This window comes from Rahnella sp. 1L-D-7-B-C2, from assembly GCF_057290995.1.
The window spans coordinates 17,562-40,354 of record NZ_JBXAVQ010000027.1 but is presented as its reverse complement, the minus strand read 5'-3'; the positions used below and the strand labels follow the sequence as shown (position 1 = coordinate 40,354).

The window sequence follows — 22,793 nt, the reverse complement described above, 5'->3', positions numbered from 1 at the left end:
CCTCATCAATATAATGGTGGTTTGACGCCAAATGAATCAGAGCGATTGTTCTGGAAAAACTCTAAAGCCGTGGCCAGTTTTGCTTGACCACTACAGTTCAAGACTCTATTGAATCGACTCGTATGCAAATGTCTAAAGAGGAAGCCATTGCATTGTGGCCAAAAGTTCAAGAGTTTGTAAAAGATAACAATCGAAATCCAGACCTTAATTCTCGTAATGGGCGTGAGCGTGAGTTGGCTCAGTGTATTATTTATCTGCGTCGTCTTGCACAAGAGCAGGCAGCAAATACTCAAAAAGAGGCTATGTAAATGGAAGATTGGTTAAACGAGATTCTAGCTTCTGATACGCAAGGCCTATTGAAAACTAAACCTAAATCATCGGCACCAACAGCCGATGACCACTTAATTGCTAAGTTTAAGAATATTAATGAATTTTTTGATAAGCATGGGAGAGAGCCGCAAGCTAATCGTAGCAATCCGATTGAGTTAATGCGCAGCAAAAGCCTGGAATCTATCCGCAGTAACGAACTACATTGTCGAGCGTTGGAACAATACGATATTCATGGTTTTTTGCCGCGATTTGAAGAACCTAAGCTGTCTTCTATTGAAGCTATACTTGCCGATGACATGTTAGGGATATTGGATTTGCCAGATGACAGCATCTTCAATTTAAAACACGTTAAGAAGACCTTGGGAATGCCCCATCATGTTGCCAAGCGTAAGAAGTGCGCCAACTTTGATGAATATGATCCTCTGTTTCGGCAATGTCATGCTGACCTTAAAGCTGGTGAAATGGAGGCTGTTCAATTCACAGGTGAGCAGCAAATTAAAAAGGGTATGTTCTTCATTCTTCACGGGATAACTTGCTATGTCTCTGATATAGAAGAGAGGCAGAAGAAGAATGGCAAGGTAAACGCTCGATTGCATCTTGTTTTTGAGAACGGTACAGAATCAGACATGCTGCTGCGCTCACTAGCTACTGAGTTGTATAAAGATGAAACAGGTCGTCGTATCTTAGCTAAAAGTGATAAAGGGTTGGATGAATTGCTGAACATCACTCGTGACGATAAAAAGTCAGGCTACATTTATATTCTCAAATCTCTAAGTAATGAACCAGAGATCAGTAGCGTGAATAATTTATACAAGATTGGTTATTCCACCACTCCCGTAATGCAGCGTATTGCTAATGCGGAGAAGGAACCAACTTATTTAATGGCATCAGTTCAGTTAGTGTCTGAGTTTGAGTGCTACAACATGAGAACACATAAGTTTGAAGGGCTGCTACACACATTCTTTGGACATTCCTGTTTGGATGTAAAATTGGCTGATCATAAAGGAATTGTTCATACCCCGAGAGAGTGGTTTATTGCTCCCCTAGAATGCATCAGGCAGGCAATACAAATGCTTATTACAGGTGACATTGTCAACTATCGATATGATGCAATAACGCAAGAAATAGTAGAGATAGCTACACCTTGAGTAAGTCGGATGGTGTAATAGCCCTGTCTAAATCGGATTCTTCACCAGTAAGACATAGGCATAGTGATCCTACCCACGTAATGTGGACACAGCCCTAAGCGAGATTCTGGTTTTCAAACTGTTCCGGACTGAGGCCGCCACACGCACTATTGTAAGTATCCCTGTAATCCGCGTAAGCGTCCAGCGAGAACCGTATTGACGGGGATGTGTTATTCAGTTGGCAGTTCTACGCGCCAGGGGAGCAGCTCACTCACCTGATTGACCGGCCAGTCAGCTATGACGTCAAGCACATGGCGAAGGTAGCTTTCTGGATCCACGCCGTTCAGTTTGCACGTCCCGATCAGACTGTACAGCAGTGCTCCCCGCTCACCACCATGGTCAGAGCCGAAGAACAGGTAGTTTTTACGACCCAGACTGACCATCCGCAGAGCATTCTCCGCGATGTTGTTATCCGCTTCAGCCCAGCCGTCGTCTGCGTAGTACGTCAACGCTTGCCACTGGTTCAGTGCATAGGTGAACGCCTTTGCCAGTTCTGAGTGTCGGTGTAAGCATACCTGTTTTAGTTCCACACACTTTTTGAGAGTTCCGGTTTTTCAGCCATCAGCCGGTATTCTTCCGGCGTCAGGTTATTCAGGGATTCATGAGGCCGCTCGCTGTTGTATTCCGTCAGCCAGCGCTCTGTGATTTCCCGTGCTTCATTCAGCGTTCTGAACAGATAAAAATCCAGGATTTCTGTCCGGTACGTCCGGTTAAAGCGTTCGATAAACGCATTTTGCGTCGGTTTGCCTGGCTTGATAAATTCCAGCATCACGCCATGGGCCTCAGCCCATTGGGCCAGAGCCAGTGATATCAGCTCCGGTCCGTTATCCATCCGCATCTTCAGCGGATATCCACGGTTTGCCACTATCCTGTCCAGCACCCGCACAACCCGCTGCGCCGGGATATTCAGGTCAATTTCTATGGCCAGAGCCTCACGGTTAAAATCATCCACGACGTTGAAAGTCCGAAAACGTCGGCCACATGTCAGCGCGTCGTGCATAAAATCAATCGACCAGCTCTGGTTGAGTGCTTCCGGCGTTGCCAGCGGAGCCGGATTGCGCACCGGAAGACGTTGTTTCCCCTTGCGGCGAAAATTGAGTTTCAGCAGGCAGTAAATCCGGTGAACACGCTTATGATTCCAGGCGTTACCCTGTCTGCGAAGTACCTGAAAAAGCTTCTTAAATCCGTATCGCGGATAGCGTTCTGCCAGTTCAGTCAGCGCCAGGATCACCGGTTCATCACGCCGGGTATCGGGCTGATAAAAATACACCGTCCTGCTCAGCGATACTGTCCTGCATGCCTGGCGGATGCTCATGGAAAATTGTGCAGTCAGATAGCTGATAAGCTCCCGCTTTATCGCTGGTTTTAGAGCTTTTTTTCGATAACGTCCTTCAGCGCCCGGCATTCCAGACTCATATCGGCAAACATCTGCTTCAGACGACGATTCTCGTCCTCAAGATCTTTGATTTTTTTGATATCAGCGGCTTCCATCCCGCCATATTTCGCCTTCCAGTTGTAGTAGCTGGCTTCGGAAATAGCGGCTTCGCGGCACACATCTTTGACGGTGCGCCCGGCTTCGACAGACTTCAGAACGGCGATGATCTGGTGCTCGGTGAATCGGATCTTACGCATAGCGATCTCCACTGGTGACATAATCAGTATGTCGGAAGATCTCTAAAAGTGAATGGGCCGGTTAAGCGGGATACTTACAACTGCACTGCGGTTCGTTACCCTTATAGTTCAAATTTGTAAAGTTTTTCTCATCTCGACATAGAAAACATAACTAAAATCATTACAAAATAAACTTAAAACATGGTAAATATATGAATTTAATATATTTTATTTATATTTTGCATAATGAGGTGAATAGAACCGTTCTGATGTTCGCCTTCGGGCATCCATGTCAGAAACCGAAAAAGCCCCGAAAGGGGCTTTTTTGTTGTCAGGATTTAATTTTTTCTGAATATCAAACCTTCCCCACCACGCCAAACACCAGTCTTCCCTGATGGAATGTCGCTTTCACCTCTGAAACACGCGCAACGGCTTCTGCCGAGCAACTGGCGTCGACCAGGATCATTTCGGCATTGTCGTTAACGGCGGGCCACTGGCGTTTTCCTGCATCGTCGAGCGGCAGGACGTTGCCGGTGGCGATGGCAAGTGAACGCGTGAGGCCGAATTCGTCGGAGTTACCGTAGAGCTGGGCGTAGAGGCTGGCTTTTTCCAGCATGCTGCCAGTGCCGAACGGCGACCAGTGGTCGATCACGCTGTCGGTACCGGTCATAACGAAGACGCCGTTCTGGCTCAGCTGTGGCAGCGGCATGTTCAGTTTGCCAAGCGGGATGGTGGAGGCGACGGTGAACTGTTGTTCGGAAAGCCCCGCGATCACTTCTTCAAGTTCTTTGCCCTGCATCATCGCCAGCGCGAAACCGTGGCTGAGCGTCACTTTTCCTTTTAACGGTGGATTTTTCTCCACGGTCTGAATCATGTATTTCACCGCCGCTATCCCGGCTGGCGTGGTTTCATGCAGATGAATATCCACACCTTTACGGGTATCCAGCGCAATCTGGAACATCGCGTCCAGCGATTTTTCCATCGCGCCGTCAACGTTAGTCGGATCCAGTCCGCCGACGAATTGCACGCCCATCTGCATCGCTTCGCGCATCAGGCCATCGACTTGCGAATGCAGTAAACCGTGCTGAGGAAACGCCACGATCTCACAAGTGAAATCCTGCTGATGTTTTTCCAGCGCGATTTTCAAATGTTCGAGGCTTTTCAGGCCGCTGACCGGATCGATGTTGCAGTGGCTGCGCGCCACGGTGGTGCCTTTGGAATGCAGCAGGCCGATGATCGCCTCGGCGTGCCCGACCGATGTCGGCAACAGTTTAGGGATCAGCACCTGTTCGCGGGCAATCATATCCATGATGGTTTTGCCTTTGCGCGGGCGCGGTGCTTCCCACTTGCCGCCGTAAAAGGTCTTATCGAGGTGAATATGCATATCGCGGGTGGCAGGCAGGAGAAGCAATCCTTTGGCGTCAAAAGCCGGTAACGTGCTGGCCGGTGCGCCATTTGCGGGCTGAATGGCGACGATCTTGCCGTTATCGATCTCCAGATTATAGAGCTCTGTGCGGGTGCCGATGACCATATCGCCTTCGCGTTCAAACCCTTCTTCCATCCGGACATTACGCAGCAGGTAGTGTGGCGCGGATATTGCGTTTATCTGGCCTGTGTCTTCACACTTTTCCGATTTTATGCCTGCGCTGACGGTGGAGGCTGAAGCCATTCCGGTGGCCAGTAACGCGCTGGTGGCAGTGATTTTGGCGCTGTGAGAGAGAAAGTTTCTGCGGCTTTGTTGCTGAGGATTTTGCACGTCGAATTCCTTAATCATGATGCTCAGAGGATGCTGCTTTCCCTTCACCCTAAAAGATCCGGCCGGTTCCGGCTGCGATATTTGCCACTGCCAGCCAGTGGAAAACGCAATGACTAGCTGAGCTGGCAAAATGCCCGCAATTTTCCGGCCAGTGCTCTCTGTGCGGGCGTGGCGTCCGGGCGATAAAACAGCGCCAGTTCGACGTTATCAATCTGCGGCAATCCGCTCTCTGTGCCCAAAGTTCGATGCTCCGGCAGGCGGCAGCTGGCGGGCAGCAGCGTGACCCCCAATCCTGCTGCGCTTGCGGCGACCAGCGCGGCCAGGCTGGCACTGCTGTAGCTTATCCGCCAGCTGCGCCCGATGGCATCCAGCGCCTGACAAAGTTCATCGCGATACAGTGCGTTGAGTGGAAACAGCACCAGCGGCACCGGGTCACGCTCAAATGCAGGAAACTCGGCGCTGTCGAGCCACAGCATCGGCTCGGGGCGCGACGCGTTAGCTTTCTCACCGGTGAGCTGTTTTACCAGAATGATATCCAGCATGTCCTGTTGCCACGCGCGGCGCAGCTCGTGGCTCAGACCGCTGGTGACGTCGAGACGGATATGCGGATGCTCGCGGCAAAACTGCGCCAGCAGCGGGGTAGTTGCGGCAGCTAAATCTTCGGGAACGCCAAGACGTACTACGCCGTCACGCCACTGATCGCTCAGAGCGTCATGCGCTTCGCCGTTGAGCGCGATGATGCGACGCGCGTAGCCGAGCAGCCGTTCGCCCTCTTCGGTGAGCTGGACCTGATGCGACGTGCGCTCCAGCAAAGGTTTTCCAAGCGCGTCTTCCAGCCGGCGGATCTGCTGGCTGACCGTTGACTGCGATAAATACACACGATCGGCAGCACGGGTAAAACTGCCGGTCTCGCACACGGCGACAAAACTGAGTAACTGCTGCGGGCTGAACATCGGATAGCGATTCATTTCATCACTACTTCTGGTTGCGGTATTTGAAATCTGAATACTTCGAAGAGTATCAACCTTCGCACTCACGCACCAGACTGGCTCCTGATCGGCGGTTAATCAAAAACGACGCCTCGTTTTAGTGCAATCCCCTTATGTTTCGCGGCGGAGGATTTCACTTAAGATTGTATACAAGGCATTCGTGGCAAATTGCCGTTGTGGTACAGAAATTGCTTTTTCCTTGTAAGACTTCAAGGAGAAAAACATGAAAGCGATCGTGATTGGTGGCGGTATTGGCGGTACGTGTGCGGCGATTGCGCTGAAACGTTTTGGTATTGAGACCGCGGTATACGAGGCGGTGAAAGAGATCAAACCGGTGGGCGCGGCGATTTCCATCTGGCCAAACGGCGTGAAATGCCTGAATTATCTCGGCATGAAGGACGCGTTGCGGGCGCTGGGCGGGCAGATGCGCTTCATGGCGTACAAAGAATATCAGCAAGGCCAGACCATGACGCGATTCAGTATGGATCCGCTGATTCAGAGCGTCGGCGAACAGCCGTATCCGGTGGCGCGCGCCGAGTTGCAGTCGATGTTGCTCGATACTTATGGTCTCGACAAGGTGCAGTTCGGCAAGCGCGTGACGCACGTCGAAGAGTCCGCTGACAGCGTCACCGCCTGGTTTGACGACGGCTCATCCGCCACCGGCGATCTGCTGATAGCCGCCGACGGCACCCATTCTGTTATCCGTCAGCACGTGCTGGGTTACGCCACTGAGCGCCGTTACGCCGGTTACGTTAACTGGAACGGGCTGGTGGAAATCGACGAAAGCATCGCGCCTGCCGATCAGTGGACGACCTTCGTCGGCGAGGGCAAGCGCGTTTCCCTGATGCCGGTGAGTGGTAACCGTTTCTACTTCTTCTTCGATGTGCCGCTGCCCAAAGGTTTACCGGAAGACCGCGCTACGGTGAGTGACGATTTACAGCGCTATTTCGCCGGATGGGCCACACCGGTACAGAAACTCATCGGCATGATTAATCCGCAAACCACCAATCGCGTGGAAATCCACGATATCGACCCGTTTATGCAACTGGTGAAAGGGCGTATTGCGCTACTCGGCGATTCCGGTCACAGCACTACGCCGGATATCGGGCAGGGCGGCTGCGCAGCGATGGAGGATGCCGTCGTGCTGGCCAATATGCTGCAAACCAATTCGTTGGGAATCGAAGATGCGCTGCTGCGTTATCAGGAGAAACGCGCCTGCCGCGTCAAGGATTTAGTGCTGAAAGCGCGCAAACGCTGCGACGTCACCCACGGCAAAGAAATGGCGGTGACCGAGCAATGGTACGAAGACCTGAAACAGGAAACCGGCGAGCGTATTCTCTCCGGCATGTGTGAAACCATTTTGGGCGGGCCGCTGGAATAAACTCTCCAGGTTTGTGATCTGAAGGGGAATGTTGCGCGCATTCCCCTTAGCTCCACCATAAAGTTCTCTGCGTTTTTGCCGAAAATAGCATCAGTAGGATCATGATATCCACTGGCGCTCTGCGCAAAAACATAGGGACTTATCGGCATGACAATCAATGCTCTGGCAGGAAATCAGTCGGTTACGCCACTGGTAACCGCAATAAAAACAACGGCGACGGTGTCTTCCGCTGCGGCGCAACAGCAGGCTGCTACCACGCAGTCCACCGCTGTTACCCTCGGTCAGGCGACAACCAGTACGCCGGTTTACACCATCACCCGGCCGGCTTTGGCCTGGGAAAGCGCATCAAGCGATCTTCTTTCGTCCAAACTCGCAGGTAACTTCAGTGCCTCCGGGAATGCGGCGCGTTTTGCCGGTCTTGGCTCGGCGCTGATGGAACGCTTTGCACACAACGGCGGAAATTATTCGCAGTCGGTGATCAGACAGACAGCTTCTTCGCAGGCGGATTCCGCCACCTCGCTGGCGACCGTTTCCAGACAATCGCAACTGCACACCAAAGCCGACAATCAGATCAGCCTGAGTATCAAAACTGCCAGCGGCGCGCTGGTGGATATCACGCTCGGCAGTGATGCTGACGGTCTTGGCGTTCAGGTTAACGTCAGCAAAGGCACGCTGAGTGATGCCGACCGGCAGGCGCTGGCGAAGATGGCGGACGGTTTTCAAAAAGCAATTGATGGACTGACGGCGCAGCCGCCGAAGCTGGATCTGAGCGGCCTGACCCAATTTGATACTTCGGTACTGGCTTCAGTCGATCTGCATGCCAGTCTGGGTACCGACAATACGCAGACGCTGGATTTCCACGCCGACGCCAGTACCCGCTCGGTGAAATCCACCGGGATCGACGGCACGGTGGATATCAGCGTGGACATGAGTAAGCGCGCACTTCTTGGCACGGAAAGCCAGCAGACGCAGGCGCTGAATCAGTATCTGAAGCAGTTCGACAGTGCGGGAGTGCGCGGCAACGCCAATGATTCGCTGATGACGATGTTCAAAGATGCCTTCACGGCGCTGAACAGTCATTACGGTGAGACGTCGACGACGCATAAAAGCAGTGGTAAAGAGCCGGTGTATTTTTCACTGACGAAGACCGATAAAAACATGGTCTCGGGGCTGGCGGATTTCACGGCTTCGATTTCGCAGACACCGGGGGATAAAACCAATCCGATGCGGCCGGATGAAGTGGACACGTTCTCCTATCAGGTTTCGCAATCGAGCAGCATTACCGGCACCAGCTCGCAGGATCGCAACATCTCTCAGAAGCAGCAGTCACATCTGGTCGCCAGCTATCACAAATCGCTGACGGCGGGTTTACAGCTCAACCTGACGACTGACCGGAACTCGCAAAATTACCTGTATTATCAGATTGATGATAAAGCCGAAAGCACCACCAACATCCAGTATCAGAAGGGTGCACTGGTGAGTGCGTCGGTGGATCAGAGCGCCAGCACGTCCACGCATATCCAAAAATATGTGAAGGGATGGCTGGAGTCTGACACCACCACGCCGGTGGAAACGTCGAAAACCACCGATCTGCTCGGTAAGCTGCAATCAGCCTGGGAAAATGATAAATCGCGGATGTCGTTCCAGGATTATCTGACTCAGCATTCGTTGCCGGACCTGAGCAGTCTGGTGTTGCTGGAGTCAGATCCTAATCAGCTGCAAAAAAGTTCAGCGACGTTCTGATAGCCTTGCAAACAGCCTCGCAGGAGGCTGTTAACCTTCCTCACACCATCTCAAACTTCGTGCCTTTGAGCACAATGTCGGTAAATTGCAGATGATGCATAAACTCCCGCAAAATCAGCAAAGTGGCGGCGAAATCGTTGCCGTCGGGTAATCCTTCAAAATGTGCAGGGCGGCCGTTAATCACTAACGCCAGCCGGTCAAACGTGCGTTCGACGGCGTCGACGGACAGCGTCATCACTTCATTTTCCGCCACACCGGCAATCCGGGCGAGCGCGCGGATATCGTTGTCGCTACTGAACAGGCGCGCGCCGGGCGGAATATCGTGACGGATGCGGCTGATCTCATCTTCGACCACCATAATGGCCATTTCCATTTCATCCGGCGTTGGCGGTGAGTGACGAAAATAACCGAAGGAGGTCAGCTGCGAGCCGAGCGTCAGCGGCAGCGTTTTTTCCTCGCCGCCGGTATTTCTGATTGTAATCAGCGTTTCTTCGCTGCCGATATGCAGCAGTACAACAGGTGTTGTCATCAGCGATCCTCCAAAACGTGTTTTTCTAACTTACTCCGAATTCACGCGGGCGGTCTATCCCGCCAACGGCGTATTGTGCTTCGCAAACTCTTTCACCATCCAGTCGATAAATACCCTTACGCGGGGCGAAAGCTGGCGGTTGCGCGGATAAAGCAGGGAAACCGGCATTGAACCCACCGGGAAATTTGCCAAAATTTGCACCAGTTTTCCCTGCGCCAGATCCTCCGCCAGGCCGTACTGCGGCACCTGAATGATCCCCATCCCGCGCCGTGCGGCTTCTTTCATGCTTTCGGCGCCGCTGACCGACAGGCTGGTCGGCAGTATCACTTCGCGCGGTTTTCCCTGATTTTGAAATACCAGCGGCAACAGGCCACCGGTCGCGCTCGAGCGGAAGCCAATCATCCGGTGAGCGTGGAGATCATCCGGCGTTTGCGGTGTGCCGAAGCGTTGCAGATAATCTGGGCTGGCGCAGGTGATTTCTGCCAGCGTCCCCAACGGGCGTGCCACCATATCGCTGTCTTTCAGCTCACCGGCGCGGATCACGCAGTCGATGCCTTCGCGCACTAAATCCACCAGCCGGTCACCTTCGCTCAGATAAAACTCGATATCAGGATACTGCGCCAGAAAATCCGGCAGGCCGGGCAATAAGAAATGTCGTGCCAGCGTCCCGTGCGCATCCACCCGCAACAGCCCTTTGGGTTGCGCTCCCGCAAAGGCCATTTCAGCATCTTCCACGTCGGCCAGAATGCGCAGGCAGCGCTGATAATAGGCTTCACCATCCAGCGTCGGGCTGACGTGGCGCGTCGTGCGTTGCAGCAGGTGGACATTCAGCCGCGCCTCCAGCTGCTTTATCGCATCCGTAACCGTTGAGCGTTTGAGGCTCAAATTCTCTGCGGCCTGCGTAAAACTGCGCAGTTCCACCACACGGGTAAACAGCCGCATGCTCTCGAGTTTATCCATGTTGATTGTTCGCCTTTTCCGGATAGTGATATCGAATATCGGGTAATTATCCGGCAGCGTCAATCCGCTATGCTTTGTTCACTGACCGACAATTAGCCTTAAGGAAACATCCCATGACGTCTTCAACTCAACATAAAGTGGCGCTGGTGACCGGCGCATCACGCGGAATTGGCGCGGCGATTGCTGAGCGTCTGGCGCAGGACGGCTTCACCGTGATCGTGAACTATGCACGCGGCGCGGCAGAGGCCGATGCGGTGGTAAGTAAGATCGAAAAAGCGGGCGGAAAAGCGATCAGCGCACAGGCCGATGTCAGCGATGCAGCTGCGGTTCGCCGGATGTTCGCCAGCGCAGAACAGGCGTTCGGCGGCGTGGACGTGCTGGTGAATAATGCCGGGATCATGATGCTTTCCGCCATTGCCGACACCGACGACGACGCGTTCGACCGACTGATCGATATCAATCTCAAAGGCACCTTCAACACCCTGCGTGAGGCGGCGAAAAATCTGCACGACGGCGGCCGCATCATCAATTTTTCCTCAAGCGTGGTGGGGTTGTATCAGCCGACGTATGGCGTCTACGCCGCGACGAAAGCCGCAGTGGAAGCGCTGAGCCGTGTCCTGACTAAAGAAATGCGCGGCCGCAATATCACCGTGAACACGGTAGCACCAGGTCCGACGGCAACGGATTTATTCCTCAACGGAAAATCCGGGCAACTGATTGAAAACATCACCAAAATCGCGCCGCTCGAACGCCTCGGCCAGCCGCAGGACATCGCCTCCGTCGTCGCCTTCCTCGCCGGCCCCGACGGTGCGTGGATTAACGGGCAAACGCTCAAGGCGAACGGGGGGATCGTTTGAGGGGATAACGGTAAATCACGCGTACTGCGCTTCGCCATTGCCGAAGGACCAGTTCTCTTTCGGCACTTCCACCAGACTGATAAAGACATCTTCCAGCCGCAGACCGACTCTTTCATGCAGGCCATAAGCCACGGCGTGATAGAACGCCTTCTTCATTTCCACCGTCCGGCCGGTATTAAGCGTGATCTGAATGACGATGCAGTTAGGGCTGCGCTGGATATCCAGATAATCCGGGGAAATCATCATTTCTTCCGGAGAGTGTTCGGCGATGACGATAAAGCGATCGTTTTCCGGCACGTTCATCTGGGTCCGCAGCGCCTCGTAAACGGTATCTCCCACGGTTTTACGGTAGGTTTCGGGTTTTCCTTCGACCATATCAATACGAACAAATGGCATCTTTTTATCCTCATTTTAATTTGCAGGGCGCGTATCTCGCTGGATACGGCCTTTCAGGTATGCATTAGGATGAGGGGCGTGTCGAGATTAATTTTGTTCGAATGAGTTATTCTGTTAATGATTTTTCTTCCTTTCGCGAATTTATCTCTAAACGCATAAAAATTAAGCATCAACTTAAGTCAAATAATTAGGTTTTCATTAAAATTGATAAACGATTAAGAATGATAATTATCATGCCTTTATCGATTGTTTTTTGGTATTTTATGTTTCCTTTTTCTGAAAACGCCTGTTTTCAGAATCCATCGTAAAAATTTATATAAGCCAAGGTATATGCCTGCGCTTCTTTAAATGTTTCAAAGGAATGATGATGCTTTCAAAAATGCTGGAATCTTTGCTGAGTACAATGAGCTCAACAATGATAACTGATTGTTTTATTTGGGCTGTTATCGCAGTGTTTTTTGGCGCTTTGTATGCCAGACGAAAAGGAAAATCACCCCATTTTCTGGAATATGCACCTACTTTAATGACTGCGCTTGGGATCCTCGGGACCTTCGTGGGGGTTGTCATCGGGCTTTTGCATTTCGATACGACAAATATAGAAAACAGCATTCCTGTTTTACTTGGTGGCCTAAAAACTGCATTCATTACAAGTATTGTCGGGATGCTGGGTGCATTAGCATTTAATATTGCAGATACAATGCTCCCCTCAAATAAGCCCAATGGCGTGGGTCCGGCAACGCCGGAGACCGTGACGCCTGACCATATACATCAGGTTCTCCAGTCTCAGCACAAACATTTAAAGACCACATTACGGAAGTTCGCATAGAAGGGCATACCAGCAGTGACTGGACAGGAACCTCCAACCCGGATGTTGCCTATTTTAATAATATGGAACTGTCACAGGGCAGAACCCGGACGGTTCTCGAATACGTCTATGAGATGGATGATATAGCCAACCAGCGCCCCTGGATTAAATCGCATTTCTCTGCCGTAGGTTATTCCTCTTCGCACCCTGTTATGACGGCAAAGGGGCGGGAGGATCCACAACGCTCAAGGCGAGTGACGTTCAAAGTGCTGACCAACGCTGAACTTCAAATTCGACGGATCATTCAGGAGTAATTCGATGAAACTCAATATTGATTTCTCCGAGCTTATTCGTTTGGGAAAACGTATGTCACCCAATGGTGTGGAGTTTGTTCTTGCAGAGTCCAATAATGATTTTTTACCTATTTATATTCCTGAATTAAAACCTAAGCCTGTAAAAATCACTGAGTTAGATCCGGGAACTGGGCTGATCTTTCTTAAGGGTCTTCAGGTATTACTTTACATCCGTGATCACAGTAATATATATGATGCTACAATTAAAAATTCAAGCAATGGAAATAAGTACCATATTGCATGGTGTAAGGTTTTACAGACGATGAGGCAAGAAGGTCGTTTTGGACGCTATCATATGAACTACAGACTTAATGGTCTGTTTGAAATTGATGATGGGCATGGAAGGCATCAGGATGTAAAATTAAATGTTTGTAAAAGCTGCCTTGAATATCTTAATTATCGTGGCAGTGCTGATCGTGAGAAAAGGAAGCATGTATTTAAAGATTTTATACTAAATGAATTTCTTGCAAATTATAGTACCTGTTTTCAGTATATGCCTGAAGGTGTTTTCACTTCAAAAAACAGCGGTTATACGGAAGATTGGAAAAGTATATCCAAGAAAATAAGAAAAAGAAAAAAATTTGTATGTAGTGATTGTGGTGTAGATATGAATAACCATACATCGCTTTGTGATGTTCATCATAAAGATGGTGTGAAAAATAATAATAGTGATAATAACTTAGAAGTTTTATGCAGAGACTGCCATCGAAAGAGGCCGTTTCATGGATGGATGTTTCTTGAAGCGGCTGATATGAAGAAAATACAAACGAGTCGTTTACAACAAAAGCTTCTCGCTCTCAAAAAATGGAGTGATGTTTATTCCCTGACAGATACTTCACTTCATGGGGATCTGCAAATGTTAGAAGCTCAAAGATATTCTTTGCCGGAACTTTGCCTTCAGATAAATGATGATAAAAATAATGCCGTAATTCTGGACGCCGCATGGGCCGATGAGAAAATAGCTATTAATCTTGAACAAATAAATGTGCCTGGCTGGAGGATATTTACTGTGGGAGAGGTTGTCACCTATATCAACGGGGCATAAAGGTTGTCAGCATCGGACAACCTTTATAACGATTAAATCGTTAAGTGCCTTAAACCACCACCGCCTTTCTGCGAAACACTTCCAGCCAGCTCGGGCGGCAGAACATCACCAGATTACCGAGCAGGATCAATGCCAGTCCGACGACGGCGTTAGTGTGCCACTGATAGCCTTCGTAGAAGGTGGAAACTGTCAGGGCGACCAGCGGGAAGAGCAGGGTGCTATAGGCGGCCTGACTGGCGCCGATGCGGCCGACCAGCGTGAAATAAATGCCGAAGGCGAGTACCGAACCGAATACCGAAAGATAGACCAGCGAGCCAAGATATTGCGGGGTCAGATCAATGGCGAATGATGCGCCCTGAAAGAGACTGAGTACGCCCATTACCCCGGTGCCGTAGAACATCGCGTAAGTGTTGGTCGAGAGCACGTCCAGACCGCGGCGCTGATGGCGGGCGCTGATCATATTACCCAGTGAGAAACCGTAAGTGCCAAGCAGGCTGAGGCCGATGCCTTTCAGCAGTTCCGGTGCGATGTGGGCGGCGCTCAGGTCATGCCAGAACAGCGTGACGATCCCCGCCAGCCCAAGAAGAGATGCCGGGATCACCGCGGGTGCCAGCTTTTGACGGAAAAACAGCATACCGTTGAAGGCGTTAAACAGCACCGCCATGGAAAAAATCACCGATTCCAGCCCGCTGGTGATGTAAGCCGCCGCATGATAGAAGCAGTAAAAGTTGAAGGCGAAGACGCAGCAGCCCTGCACCATGCAGAACAGGTGGTCTTTGAGGGCCAGACGACGCAGGCGACGGGCGGCCAGCAACGCCACCAGCATGATCACCGCCGCCAGCAGGAAGCGGTAAAAAATCGATACCGTCACAGGCACATCGCCCTGTTGCAGGTAAATCGCAAACCAGGTCGTGCCCCAGATAATAATCACCGAAATATAAAGCAGTGCGTTCATAGACTTCTCTCATCAAAAATAATGGCCTGAGAGAAGTGTGCGGAAAGGCAGCGGCGTTGGCTTGCAACGGCTTGCGGCGAGTTGCAAATTCTTGCGCATTTTTTTGTGCGCCAAAGCAGCAAAATCTGGCTCTGATGCTCCCAATACCCGTAAACTGAGCGTCTTCTTTCCTCCACCGGTGCATGCCATGACTAAGGTTTATCAGGCTTTCGACACGCTGCGTAAGCACAAAGCGATTCTGCACGACAGTGTGGAGCTGGGTTCCGGCATTCAGCTGGCGGCCTGGTCGAATAAAAATGACACCGTGACGCAGGAAAGCCCGGATCATCATACGCTGAGCCTGTACGTCGCCGACGGTTACGAGTGCTATCACAAAACCCGTGGCGGCTGGCGCAATGGCGGCGGGCCGGACCGGTTTTGCATCATGCCGAAAAACAGCATGTCGAGCTGGGATGTGCGTGATGATTTATCTTTCGTGCATCTGTATTGCTCCGACGAGCATCTGCGGCATCTGGTGGAGCAAACCTGGGATCGCAGCCCGGCGGCGATTCAGATGGAAGAGCGCACATTCGAGGAAGATCCGCAGATTACTTTGTTGTATCGCCACTTTTTACTCAGCAGTCAGTGGCAGGAAAACAGCAATCAGTTAATGCTCAGCAGTGCGGCAAATCTGCTGATGGCGCATCTGGTGAAGAATTACACCCATCTGCAATGGGCACTGCCAACGGTGCGCGGCGGGCTGGCACCGCATATTCTTAATCGCGTGAAAGACTATATTCATGCGCATCTTGCCGAACCCCTGATGCTGCCTGAACTGGCGATGCTCGCGGAACTCAGCGAATTCCATTTCGCTCGGATGTTCAAACAAAGTATGGGTATGGCGCCACATCAGTACGTGATGAACGCCCGACTGATCCGCGCGGAACAGCTGCTGAAAACCACTGGTATGGAGATTACGCGCATCGCGCTGGAATGCGGGTTCAGCTCCACCAGCCACTTCAGCAATCGCTTCAAATCCGTGCGCGGCATGACGCCGACCGCGCTGCGCAGCGGCATTATCGTCTGAAATTCATTCCCTTCTGTTTTGTTCTCTTCCCGTCCGCTCAGTTCCGGTGCTAATTTAACGGCTGTCCAAATTATCAGAGAAAATCTCAGGGAAAACCATGCACATCCAAGCCCCCGTTATTGAAACCGAACGCCTGATTTTACGCGCTCATCGCGTTGAAGATTTTGAAGTGATTGCCGCGCAGTGGGCCGATCCCGCCGTGGTGAAATTCATTGGCGGAACACCGTCGAGCCGCGAAGCCAGCTGGAGTCGCTTGCTGCGTTATCCCGGCCACTGGCAGATGCTCGGTTTTGGCTACTGGATTGTGTACGAAAAGCATAACGGTGCAGAAGGAGCGTTTGCCGGTGAGATTGGGCTGGCGGATTACCAGCGCGAAATCACACCTTCGCTCGACGGCATGGCGGAAATGGGCTGGGTCATTGCGCCGGCGTTTCACGGCAAAGGTTATGCTTTCGAAGCCGCACAGGCGGTGTTGAAATGGGCCGATATAAATCTCGATCGTCGGCTATGCTGCATTATTGACCCGGAGCATCACGCGTCAATCCGACTGGCGGAGAAGTGCGGATTTAGCGCAGAAACCGACACCACTTATCACGGCTCGGCGACGAGGATTTTTCTGCGCCGCACGTAACCTTGTCAGTTAACCGGCTGTTTGGCCGTAATGGCATGGTATGAGTTGTTTCTGTTGATCTTAAACCGGTGAGATAAAAAATATGACGCAGTACTGTCCGGCGCTGCGTCATTATATTTTTCTATTTTTCAACCAAACGCATCGGATTATTTAAAATCGACTCTCATGAGCTCCGGGATGGTCTGGCCATGCGTCGAGTAAACGCATTTATCAATATAACTTTTAAACGCTGCAGGTTTAGGGATCCCCATGTCCATCAGGCGGGAATTATCAAACTTCACGTTTAATTGGGCAAAGCCGCCGTAAAGTTTAATAGCGCGTAAAATTATCTTGTCATTACAAGGGCCAAGCACATCCTTAAATTGTTTACGGATGCCGGTGAATTCCTGATAACTGATCTGTTCATATTCGCTAATAATGCGCGAGGTATTATTGGCTTTCGCCACAGAGGTATCTATTTCGTGGAAGGGCGTACACATCTCTGCACCGGAGGAAATATGGTAGAAGCTGTGGCTGAGTTCATCGGCCAGACATAATTTCACCAGCACCATGGCGCAGTAATCTACCGGAATAACATCAACTTCATCATCGAGATTACAGGTGAATTTTTTCAGCTTAATCGCCATCATGAACACCCAGAAAATACTGCTCGAAGGCTGGCAGCCATACTGAGTGTGACCGACGATAATCGACGGACGCGCGACCACAAACGGCAGCGTCGGGCATTCTGAACGCACCAGATTCTCGATAGCGCGCTTGGAAATGGTGTACTGCACCAGATCTTCGTTGTGCTCGTTATCCGGCATTCCTTCGTAGAACACGCTGTCTTTGTCCGGCATCGAGGCCATCGCCGTGCCGACGTGGACAAAACGCTGCAAGCCTTTCACCTGCGCCATGCGTTTGGCGAAGACCAGCGAGCCTTCGACATTCACCCGCCACATCGCCGGATTATTGCCGAACGAGGCAATCGCGGCGCAGTTGATCACGTGGGTAACGTTATCTAAACGTGGATCGTGAATAAAACTTTCAGGTTCGGCAAGGTCGCCGGTCAAAATAGACTTTTCGGTTAGCGCGGAAAGTAATTCATCACTTAATTCAAATTTTTTTAAATTATCGATGATTCTGGCGAGTCCCGTCGCATTATCGTCTGCCCTGACTAATAATAATATCTGGTTTTTTGCCGCTAGTTTCTGGCGTAAGAGATATTCAATAACTGCGCCGCCGACAAAACCGGTGGCTCCGGTAATTAAAATGCTGTTCATCATTAAGGCCTGCAACGGGAAAGTGATGCGACAGTACCACCGGCATGATAAACGGAACGTATACCGTTTTTTGCACTTATTAAACGGCAGCTCAACAGCACGAAAAGCTTAAAAAATTTGGAAAGTTCATTTTTATCTGAAATTAAATAACTGGTATTTATTACTTACACCGGGAAACATTTTTATAAATCGGTTGTGGAATAATAAATCATCTTTTAAGTCAAATTACGCCCTAATCTGTCGTGGGAGGATAGCCGAAGCGCGGGCGACATTTTTTGCAGGTAAAAGCGAGAAGATACGTGCAGAAAGTATCCACCATGCTGTCACTACGTTAAACTAGTGATGTTTAGGGGGTCTGTCTTTGGACCGGTCTATAGCGATAACGAGGATGACGCGAACGGCGTGTCTGGTGTGTAATGCAGGGAATATTGCGCAGGTCATTCCCTCACGCGCTGAAATAAGGTACAAGGCTGCATGAAAATCCCAAATAGAATCCAACCTCTGGTGGATGACGGCCTGATAGACGATGTGGTCCGTCGACTGAAAAGTGGCAAAGAAGCCGACGTTTACACTGTTTTATGCGGTGAAGAGATCCGTTGCGCCAAGGTTTATAAGGAAGCGACTCAGCGTAGCTTCAAACAGGCTGTCCAGTATCAGGAAGGCCGAAAAGTCCGTAACAGCCGCAACGCGCGTGCGATGCAAAAAGGCTCAAAGTTTGGCCGTAAGCAGCAGGAAGAATCCTGGCAGACAGCGGAAGTGGATGCACTGTTTCGTCTGGCCAATGCCGGTGTGCGCGTGCCGCAGCCTTATATCTGCCTCGACGGCGTGTTGCTGATGGAACTCATCACCGACGGCGATGGCGTAGTTGCGCCGCGTCTGAGCGATGTGATCCTGACTGAAGAAGAAGCCGTCGCGGATTTCGAGACGATGATCCGCAACATTGTGCGGATGCTGTGCGCCGGTATCGTTCACGGCGATTTATCAGAATTTAACGTGTTGATGGATGCCGAAGGACCGGTGATTATCGACCTGCCTCAGGCAGTGGATGCGGCGGCCAATAACCATGCTGAATCCATGTTTGAGCGCGATGTGAATAACATGACCGAATATTACAGCCGCTTTGCACCGCAGCTGGCGGCCACGCGTTATGCGAAAGAGATCTGGGCATTGTATGAAGATGGCAAACTGACGCCGGAAACCATTCTGACCGGTGAGTTTGCAGAAGATACGCATAAAGCCGATGTAGATTCACTGCTCGATGAAATCATTGCCGCCGAAGATGAGTTTTACGATCGTCAGCGGGCAATGAAGGAAAGAGATTTCGACTGAGTTTTTCAGTCAGGCATCACCGCATGCTTCCCGCAAAAACCGGCGTTCTGCAAAATATGCTGGCCGGTTTCTGACAGGATGAAGTCCGCCAGCGGTTGCGCTTTTTCGGTACAGGTGGCGAGTGCATAGCTGGCGCGCACGTTGTAATCCGCAGGAATATTAAAGACTTCCAGCTCGTCGTTTTCCCGCAGCAGGGTGGCGTAACTGGTGTAGCCGATAAACACGTCGGCCTGCCCGGTACAAATCAACCATTCTGCCGCCAGTTTCCCCTCCGGCACTTTCGCCGAGTTCTCACCGCCCACCAGTCGCAACGCTTTATTGCGCAGCACCGCACCGGCATCCGGGTGGCGGCGTTCGATCTGCTCGAACATTTTCCAGGTGTAATCTCCGGACGGATCGCTCAGCGGCGTCGATGTCGCGAGGCGAAAGCGCGGATCCAGCAGTACGCTCAGCCAGTTCAGCTTCTCCAGATCCGGCCCTTTGCGCGCCGTCACGCACAGACTGTTGCCGCAGAACGTTTCCACGCTCAACGCCTTACCGTGCTGTTGCAACGCCAGCGGATGCGTGGTGTTGGCCGAGGCGAACAAATCCGGTTTCTCGCCTTTTTCGATTCGCTCACGCAGCAGCCCGGCGGGGCCAAATTCCGTCACCACTTTGGTGCCGGTTTGTGCCAGAAACGCCTCACACAGAGGTGCCCATGCCCGTCGCAGGCTGCCTGCGGCGAGCACTTTGATCGCTTTGGTCATCAGATCTCCTTGTCACATTGCTTGAAAATAAGCGCGATGCCGGAGAAGACGATTATTTCCCGGCGTGCGGGGCTTCTGCGGCGGGTTTGAAATCCGTCCGGTAGAAGCGCTGATAATAGGCATTCGCCTGCTTTTGCATGTCGATGTCGGTGAATTTTTGCGGATAGAGTTTTTTCGCCATCCACAATTCACCGATCGCCATCGCTTCAGGCATCGGATAGCCCCAGGCTTTGGCGTATTCCGGCATCAGGTACACACGATGGTTTTTCACCGCGTCAATGCTTTGCCAGTTTGGATCGCTGATTATCTGCCCGACCACTTGCGGATATCGGTCCTGTACGAAGATCACCTGCGGATCCCAGGCGATCACCTGTTCCAGAGATACCCGCTTGTAACCTTTCACCGTCGCGGCGGCCACGTTCATCGCTCCCGCACGGGCCATCATCAGCCCGGTATATTTTCCGGAACCGTAAGTGGTCAGGTCCGGATTGGCCATGTACGTGCGAATGCGCTGGTCAGCCGGAATGGCTTTCAGCCGTTCGCCGGTTAACTGGCGCTGTGAAAAAGTATAGTCGATCAATGCCTGCGCCTGTTTCTGGCGGTTCACCACCTCACCAATCAACTGAATGCCTTTCTTCAGCCCTTCGGTATAGGCTTTGTCCTCATCCGGCAGCGCCGGGTTCATTTTGTGTTCTTCGCCCTTCGGATCATCTCGCAGTGAAACCGCCACCACGGCGATGCCGGTCTGGCTAATCTGGTCGATCATTTCCTGCGGCGCATAGTTGGTAACGAACACTACCTGCGGATGCAAAGCCACCACGCTTTCCAGATTTACGTTGGTCAGATCGCCCACCACCGGCGTTTTTACCAGAGACGGTGCAAGACGCACGTAGCCGCTGCCGAGCTGCTGCTGCCAGTTATTCAGCACGCCGACGATATCTTTCGTGGCATCCAGTTGCACCAGCAGATTAAGGGTCTGATGTTGCAGCACGACCACGCGATCGACCCGATCGGGGATCGTGACCTGACGACCCAGCTGGTCGGTTATCTGGCGGGAAGCGAGAGCGGAATGCGAAGCAAGGCTCAGAACGAGTCCGAGTAAAACAGTGGAAGAAAAAGCGCGCACGGATAAATCCTCTGGTTTCGTTATGCAGAGAATTATATAACGTTAATGGCGTGATGAATATGACCGGCGATAATGCCGCTTTTGGAAACGGCACTGGCGCAAAAAAGAAAGTTACTTACGGCCTTCAGTGAGCATTTTCACCGCCAGCCCGCCGAGCACTGCGCCCATCAGCCAGCGCTGAATGACCATCCACAGAGGCCGTCCGGCCAGAAATGCCGCAATATAGCCCGCCGAAACCGCAATCAGCGCGTTAAACGTAAAGCTGACCATAATTTGCGATCCGCCCAGCACCAGTGACTGCATCAGCACATGCCCCTGTGACGGCACAATAAATTGCGGCAGCAAAGACAAATACAACACGGCGGCTTTGGGGTTAAGCAGATTGGTCACCAGCCCCATGGTGAACAGCTTTTTGTTGCTGTCTCGCGGTAAATCTTTCACCTGAAACGGTGAACGCCCGCCGGGCTTCACCGCATTCCACGCCATATACAGCAGGTATGCCGCGCCACAAATCCGCAGCGCGTCATAGGCAAACGGCACCGCCATCAGCAATGCGGTGATGCCCAGCGCTGAAAACACCATGTAAAACAAAAAACCGACCACTACACCGCCGAGCGAAATAAGACCCGCTTTCGGGCCCTGACACAGCGAACGCGATATCAGGTAAATCATGTTAGGGCCGGGCGTGAGCACCAGTCCGACACAAATCAGTAAAAAGGACAGCAAATGGGCGGCATCGGGCATGGCATTCTCCGGGGAAATCAGAAACGTTGTGCATAAAGATATAGAGGTTTTTAGGCTGTTTTGGCAAGCCTTCAGACAATGATCAGCGCGCCGGTTGTCATACTGCCTTCATCCAGCCCTGAGAAAATCAGGTACATTCTAAGAGAGCGATTTTCCCCTCAGACTGAAATCAGGATTGATAATGACGAATACCAAAATGTCCGTGCGTCTGGCGAAAGCCAGCCATATTGCGGCTCAGGCCGCTGAACTGGCACTGGGATTTTTTAACCGTCGCGACAGCATCGAAGTCAGCAGTAAACGCACGCAGGATTTCGTGTCGGAGGCCGATGTGGCGGTAGAGCAGTTTATCCGTGCGCAGCTGGCTGAGCATTTCCCGCAGGATGCCGTCATCGGTGAGGAAATGGGCGGCGTGCTGACGGATGCGGCCTGCTGGGTGATCGACCCGATTGACGGCACGTCGAATTTCCTGCGCGGTTCGCCGCTGTGGGGCGTATCGCTCGGGCTGGTTGAGAACAAACAGCCAGTGATCGGTGTGGTGGCGTTACCGGTGCTGAACGAGTTGTTTGCCGCAGAATCCGCTAAAGGTATCTTCCACAACGGCAAACCTTTCCGCCGTGATGACCGTTTTAGCGACGTGCAGATTGTCTCGCTGGGCGACAGCTCTGACGACAAGCTGGATGAAGCTTCGGCGTTTTATCGCGGGCTGCGCACCGCAGAGTGGTCGGTGCATTGCTATCGCTGCACCACCATCGGCATGGTATTCGCCGCCAAAGGAATTATCGACGGCCACCTGCAACGCCGCACCACGCTGTGGGATATCGCCGGTGGCGCGGTACTGTGTCAGGAAGCCGGGCTGCAAACCGTTGTCCGCTTTACCGGCCCGGCCGGAAACGAAAATTATCGCCATATGTCGATCGCTGCCGGAACGCCTTCCCTGATGGCGACGGCAGAAACGTTATGGCCGGATTTCGAGCCGCGCTAGGGCTTTATTT

At 51.8% G+C, this 22,793-nt stretch carries 22 protein-coding genes and 2 pseudogenes; 12 read left to right on the top strand and 12 right to left on the bottom strand.

Annotation, left to right across the window (positions count from 1 at the left end; all coding sequences use genetic code 11):
* Positions 1 to 83: 83 nt before the first annotated feature.
* Both AC0Z7K_RS23200 and AC0Z7K_RS23195 read left to right on the top strand, forming a co-directional pair.
* Positions 84 to 308 (top strand): hypothetical protein, encoded by a 225-nt coding sequence (locus AC0Z7K_RS23200; RefSeq protein ID WP_485616120.1) that lies wholly within the window; start codon positions 84 to 86, stop codon positions 306 to 308.
* The gene (locus AC0Z7K_RS23195; protein WP_485616119.1) at positions 309 to 1,478 is read left to right on the top strand and encodes a GIY-YIG nuclease family protein; all 1,170 of its coding nucleotides are present in this window, start codon (positions 309 to 311) and stop codon (positions 1,476 to 1,478) included.
* A 209-nt stretch (positions 1,479 to 1,687) separates the two neighbouring features.
* On the opposite strand, the pseudogene AC0Z7K_RS23190 reads toward AC0Z7K_RS23195, so the two are convergent.
* The 4 genes and pseudogenes from AC0Z7K_RS23190 to AC0Z7K_RS23175 form a co-directional block, all read right to left on the bottom strand.
* Positions 1,688 to 2,029: pseudogene (locus AC0Z7K_RS23190) on the bottom strand (IS66 family transposase); the annotation flags it as partial.
* 8 nt (positions 2,030 to 2,037) lie between these two features.
* Positions 2,038 to 3,149 (bottom strand): IS3 family transposase gene (locus AC0Z7K_RS23185; RefSeq protein WP_485616118.1). Its coding sequence is split into 2 segments (ribosomal slippage): positions 2,038 to 2,888 and positions 2,888 to 3,149, totalling 1,113 coding nucleotides; the frame shifts between segments, so codons are not numbered across the junction.
* A gap of 334 nt (positions 3,150 to 3,483) precedes the next feature.
* Positions 3,484 to 4,902: an amidohydrolase family protein gene (locus AC0Z7K_RS23180; protein WP_485616116.1), complete on the bottom strand. Its 1,419-nt coding sequence runs from the start codon at positions 4,900 to 4,902 to the stop codon at positions 3,484 to 3,486.
* A 95-nt stretch (positions 4,903 to 4,997) separates the two neighbouring features.
* Positions 4,998 to 5,852, bottom strand: a complete 855-nt coding sequence (locus AC0Z7K_RS23175) for a LysR family transcriptional regulator (protein ID WP_485616115.1) — start codon at positions 5,850 to 5,852, stop codon at positions 4,998 to 5,000.
* A 244-nt stretch (positions 5,853 to 6,096) separates the two neighbouring features.
* On the opposite strand from AC0Z7K_RS23175, the gene hpxO reads away from it, so the two are divergent.
* Both hpxO and AC0Z7K_RS23165 read left to right on the top strand, forming a co-directional pair.
* Positions 6,097 to 7,254 carry an FAD-dependent urate hydroxylase HpxO gene (gene hpxO / locus AC0Z7K_RS23170; protein ID WP_485616114.1) on the top strand — a complete coding sequence of 386 codons (1,158 nt, stop codon included), beginning with the start codon at positions 6,097 to 6,099 and terminating at the stop codon, positions 7,252 to 7,254.
* A 147-nt stretch (positions 7,255 to 7,401) separates the two neighbouring features.
* Entirely contained in the window at positions 7,402 to 8,997 is a 1,596-nt protein-coding gene (locus tag AC0Z7K_RS23165) for a hypothetical protein (protein ID WP_485616112.1), read from the top strand.
* 40 nt (positions 8,998 to 9,037) lie between these two features.
* On the opposite strand, the gene AC0Z7K_RS23160 is transcribed toward AC0Z7K_RS23165, so the two are convergent.
* Positions 9,038 to 9,526, bottom strand: a complete 489-nt coding sequence (locus tag AC0Z7K_RS23160) for a hypothetical protein (protein ID WP_485616111.1) — start codon at positions 9,524 to 9,526, stop codon at positions 9,038 to 9,040.
* A gap of 54 nt (positions 9,527 to 9,580) precedes the next feature.
* Positions 9,581 to 10,486 carry a LysR family transcriptional regulator gene (locus AC0Z7K_RS23155; protein ID WP_485616110.1) on the bottom strand — a complete coding sequence of 302 codons (906 nt, stop codon included), beginning with the start codon at positions 10,484 to 10,486 and terminating at the stop codon, positions 9,581 to 9,583.
* Positions 10,487 to 10,599: 113 nt separating this feature from the next.
* On the opposite strand from AC0Z7K_RS23155, the gene AC0Z7K_RS23150 reads away from it, so the two are divergent.
* Positions 10,600 to 11,343: an SDR family oxidoreductase gene (locus tag AC0Z7K_RS23150; protein ID WP_485616109.1), complete on the top strand. Its 744-nt coding sequence runs from the start codon at positions 10,600 to 10,602 to the stop codon at positions 11,341 to 11,343.
* A 15-nt stretch (positions 11,344 to 11,358) separates the two neighbouring features.
* Here AC0Z7K_RS23150 and AC0Z7K_RS23145 read toward each other — a convergent pair whose 3' ends face one another.
* Positions 11,359 to 11,739: a tautomerase family protein gene (locus AC0Z7K_RS23145; RefSeq protein WP_413530508.1), complete on the bottom strand. Its 381-nt coding sequence runs from the start codon at positions 11,737 to 11,739 to the stop codon at positions 11,359 to 11,361.
* A gap of 367 nt (positions 11,740 to 12,106) precedes the next feature.
* On the opposite strand from AC0Z7K_RS23145, the gene AC0Z7K_RS23140 reads away from it, so the two are divergent.
* The 3 genes and pseudogenes from AC0Z7K_RS23140 (at position 12,107) to AC0Z7K_RS23130 (ending at position 13,942) form a co-directional block, all read left to right on the top strand.
* Positions 12,107 to 12,565 (top strand): hypothetical protein, encoded by a 459-nt coding sequence (locus tag AC0Z7K_RS23140; RefSeq protein WP_485616108.1) that lies wholly within the window; start codon positions 12,107 to 12,109, stop codon positions 12,563 to 12,565.
* Positions 12,535 to 12,858: pseudogene (locus tag AC0Z7K_RS23135) on the top strand (OmpA family protein); the annotation flags it as partial. The gene AC0Z7K_RS23140 and the pseudogene AC0Z7K_RS23135, both read left to right, overlap by 31 nt.
* 4 nt (positions 12,859 to 12,862) lie before the next feature.
* On the top strand, positions 12,863 to 13,942 hold the full coding sequence (locus AC0Z7K_RS23130; protein ID WP_485616107.1) for an HNH endonuclease signature motif containing protein: 1,080 nt from the start codon (positions 12,863 to 12,865) through the stop codon (positions 13,940 to 13,942).
* Between the two features lie 49 nt (positions 13,943 to 13,991).
* On the opposite strand, the gene AC0Z7K_RS23125 is transcribed toward AC0Z7K_RS23130, so the two are convergent.
* Complete coding sequence (locus AC0Z7K_RS23125; RefSeq protein WP_413530510.1) at positions 13,992 to 14,897, bottom strand: DMT family transporter; 906 nt, start codon at positions 14,895 to 14,897, stop codon at positions 13,992 to 13,994.
* Between the two features lie 187 nt (positions 14,898 to 15,084).
* Here AC0Z7K_RS23125 and AC0Z7K_RS23120 point away from each other — a divergent pair, with 187 nt between their 5' ends.
* Both AC0Z7K_RS23120 and AC0Z7K_RS23115 read left to right on the top strand, forming a co-directional pair.
* A complete protein-coding gene (locus AC0Z7K_RS23120) occupies positions 15,085 to 15,963 on the top strand; it encodes a helix-turn-helix domain-containing protein (RefSeq protein ID WP_413530511.1) in 879 nt (292 codons plus the stop codon).
* A 97-nt stretch (positions 15,964 to 16,060) separates the two neighbouring features.
* Positions 16,061 to 16,594, top strand: a complete 534-nt coding sequence (locus AC0Z7K_RS23115; RefSeq protein WP_485616106.1) for a GNAT family N-acetyltransferase — start codon at positions 16,061 to 16,063, stop codon at positions 16,592 to 16,594.
* Between the two features lie 146 nt (positions 16,595 to 16,740).
* Here the strand turns inward: AC0Z7K_RS23115 and AC0Z7K_RS23110 are convergent, their stop codons facing one another.
* Positions 16,741 to 17,856, bottom strand: coding sequence for an SDR family oxidoreductase (locus AC0Z7K_RS23110; RefSeq protein WP_413530635.1), 1,116 nt, complete (start codon positions 17,854 to 17,856; stop codon positions 16,741 to 16,743).
* A 474-nt stretch (positions 17,857 to 18,330) separates the two neighbouring features.
* Between AC0Z7K_RS23110 and AC0Z7K_RS23105 the strand changes: the two genes are divergently transcribed.
* The gene (locus AC0Z7K_RS23105; RefSeq protein ID WP_485616105.1) at positions 18,331 to 19,185 is read left to right on the top strand and encodes a PA4780 family RIO1-like protein kinase; all 855 of its coding nucleotides are present in this window, start codon (positions 18,331 to 18,333) and stop codon (positions 19,183 to 19,185) included.
* Positions 19,186 to 19,190: 5 nt separating this feature from the next.
* On the opposite strand, the gene modA is transcribed toward AC0Z7K_RS23105, so the two are convergent.
* From modA to AC0Z7K_RS23090, 3 genes are all read right to left on the bottom strand, one after another.
* The gene (modA, locus tag AC0Z7K_RS23100; RefSeq protein WP_413530514.1) at positions 19,191 to 19,931 is read right to left on the bottom strand and encodes a molybdate ABC transporter substrate-binding protein; all 741 of its coding nucleotides are present in this window, start codon (positions 19,929 to 19,931) and stop codon (positions 19,191 to 19,193) included.
* Between the two features lie 52 nt (positions 19,932 to 19,983).
* Positions 19,984 to 21,057: an ABC transporter substrate-binding protein gene (locus AC0Z7K_RS23095; protein ID WP_485616104.1), complete on the bottom strand. Its 1,074-nt coding sequence runs from the start codon at positions 21,055 to 21,057 to the stop codon at positions 19,984 to 19,986.
* Positions 21,058 to 21,168: 111 nt separating this feature from the next.
* Positions 21,169 to 21,801 (bottom strand): LysE family translocator, encoded by a 633-nt coding sequence (locus AC0Z7K_RS23090; RefSeq protein WP_485616103.1) that lies wholly within the window; start codon positions 21,799 to 21,801, stop codon positions 21,169 to 21,171.
* A 181-nt stretch (positions 21,802 to 21,982) separates the two neighbouring features.
* Here AC0Z7K_RS23090 and AC0Z7K_RS23085 point away from each other — a divergent pair, with 181 nt between their 5' ends.
* On the top strand, positions 21,983 to 22,783 hold the full coding sequence (locus AC0Z7K_RS23085) for an inositol monophosphatase family protein (protein ID WP_485616102.1): 801 nt from the start codon (positions 21,983 to 21,985) through the stop codon (positions 22,781 to 22,783).
* The last annotated feature ends 10 nt before the right edge of the window (positions 22,784 to 22,793 follow it).

Excerpts from the sequence above, each read along its gene's own strand:
- AC0Z7K_RS23195 (WP_485616119.1), top strand. The coding sequence starts at position 309 with ATGGAAGATTGGTTAAACGAGATTCTAGCTTCTGATACGCAAGGCCTA.
- AC0Z7K_RS23180 (WP_485616116.1), bottom strand. The coding sequence starts at position 4,902 with ATGATTAAGGAATTCGACGTGCAAAATCCTCAGCAACAAAGCCGCAGA.
- AC0Z7K_RS23175 (WP_485616115.1), bottom strand. The coding sequence starts at position 5,852 with ATGAATCGCTATCCGATGTTCAGCCCGCAGCAGTTACTCAGTTTTGTC.
- hpxO (WP_485616114.1), top strand. The coding sequence starts at position 6,097 with ATGAAAGCGATCGTGATTGGTGGCGGTATTGGCGGTACGTGTGCGGCG.
- AC0Z7K_RS23165 (WP_485616112.1), top strand. The coding sequence starts at position 7,402 with ATGACAATCAATGCTCTGGCAGGAAATCAGTCGGTTACGCCACTGGTA.
- AC0Z7K_RS23160 (WP_485616111.1), bottom strand. The coding sequence starts at position 9,526 with ATGACAACACCTGTTGTACTGCTGCATATCGGCAGCGAAGAAACGCTG.
- AC0Z7K_RS23155 (WP_485616110.1), bottom strand. The coding sequence starts at position 10,486 with ATGGATAAACTCGAGAGCATGCGGCTGTTTACCCGTGTGGTGGAACTG.
- AC0Z7K_RS23150 (WP_485616109.1), top strand. The coding sequence starts at position 10,600 with ATGACGTCTTCAACTCAACATAAAGTGGCGCTGGTGACCGGCGCATCA.
- AC0Z7K_RS23145 (WP_413530508.1), bottom strand. The coding sequence starts at position 11,739 with ATGCCATTTGTTCGTATTGATATGGTCGAAGGAAAACCCGAAACCTAC.
- AC0Z7K_RS23140 (WP_485616108.1), top strand. The coding sequence starts at position 12,107 with ATGCTTTCAAAAATGCTGGAATCTTTGCTGAGTACAATGAGCTCAACA.
- AC0Z7K_RS23130 (WP_485616107.1), top strand. The coding sequence starts at position 12,863 with ATGAAACTCAATATTGATTTCTCCGAGCTTATTCGTTTGGGAAAACGT.
- AC0Z7K_RS23125 (WP_413530510.1), bottom strand. The coding sequence starts at position 14,897 with ATGAACGCACTGCTTTATATTTCGGTGATTATTATCTGGGGCACGACC.
- AC0Z7K_RS23120 (WP_413530511.1), top strand. The coding sequence starts at position 15,085 with ATGACTAAGGTTTATCAGGCTTTCGACACGCTGCGTAAGCACAAAGCG.
- AC0Z7K_RS23115 (WP_485616106.1), top strand. The coding sequence starts at position 16,061 with ATGCACATCCAAGCCCCCGTTATTGAAACCGAACGCCTGATTTTACGC.
- AC0Z7K_RS23110 (WP_413530635.1), bottom strand. The coding sequence starts at position 17,856 with ATGAACAGCATTTTAATTACCGGAGCCACCGGTTTTGTCGGCGGCGCA.
- AC0Z7K_RS23105 (WP_485616105.1), top strand. The coding sequence starts at position 18,331 with ATGAAAATCCCAAATAGAATCCAACCTCTGGTGGATGACGGCCTGATA.
- modA (WP_413530514.1), bottom strand. The coding sequence starts at position 19,931 with ATGACCAAAGCGATCAAAGTGCTCGCCGCAGGCAGCCTGCGACGGGCA.
- AC0Z7K_RS23090 (WP_485616103.1), bottom strand. The coding sequence starts at position 21,801 with ATGCCCGATGCCGCCCATTTGCTGTCCTTTTTACTGATTTGTGTCGGA.
- AC0Z7K_RS23085 (WP_485616102.1), top strand. The coding sequence starts at position 21,983 with ATGACGAATACCAAAATGTCCGTGCGTCTGGCGAAAGCCAGCCATATT.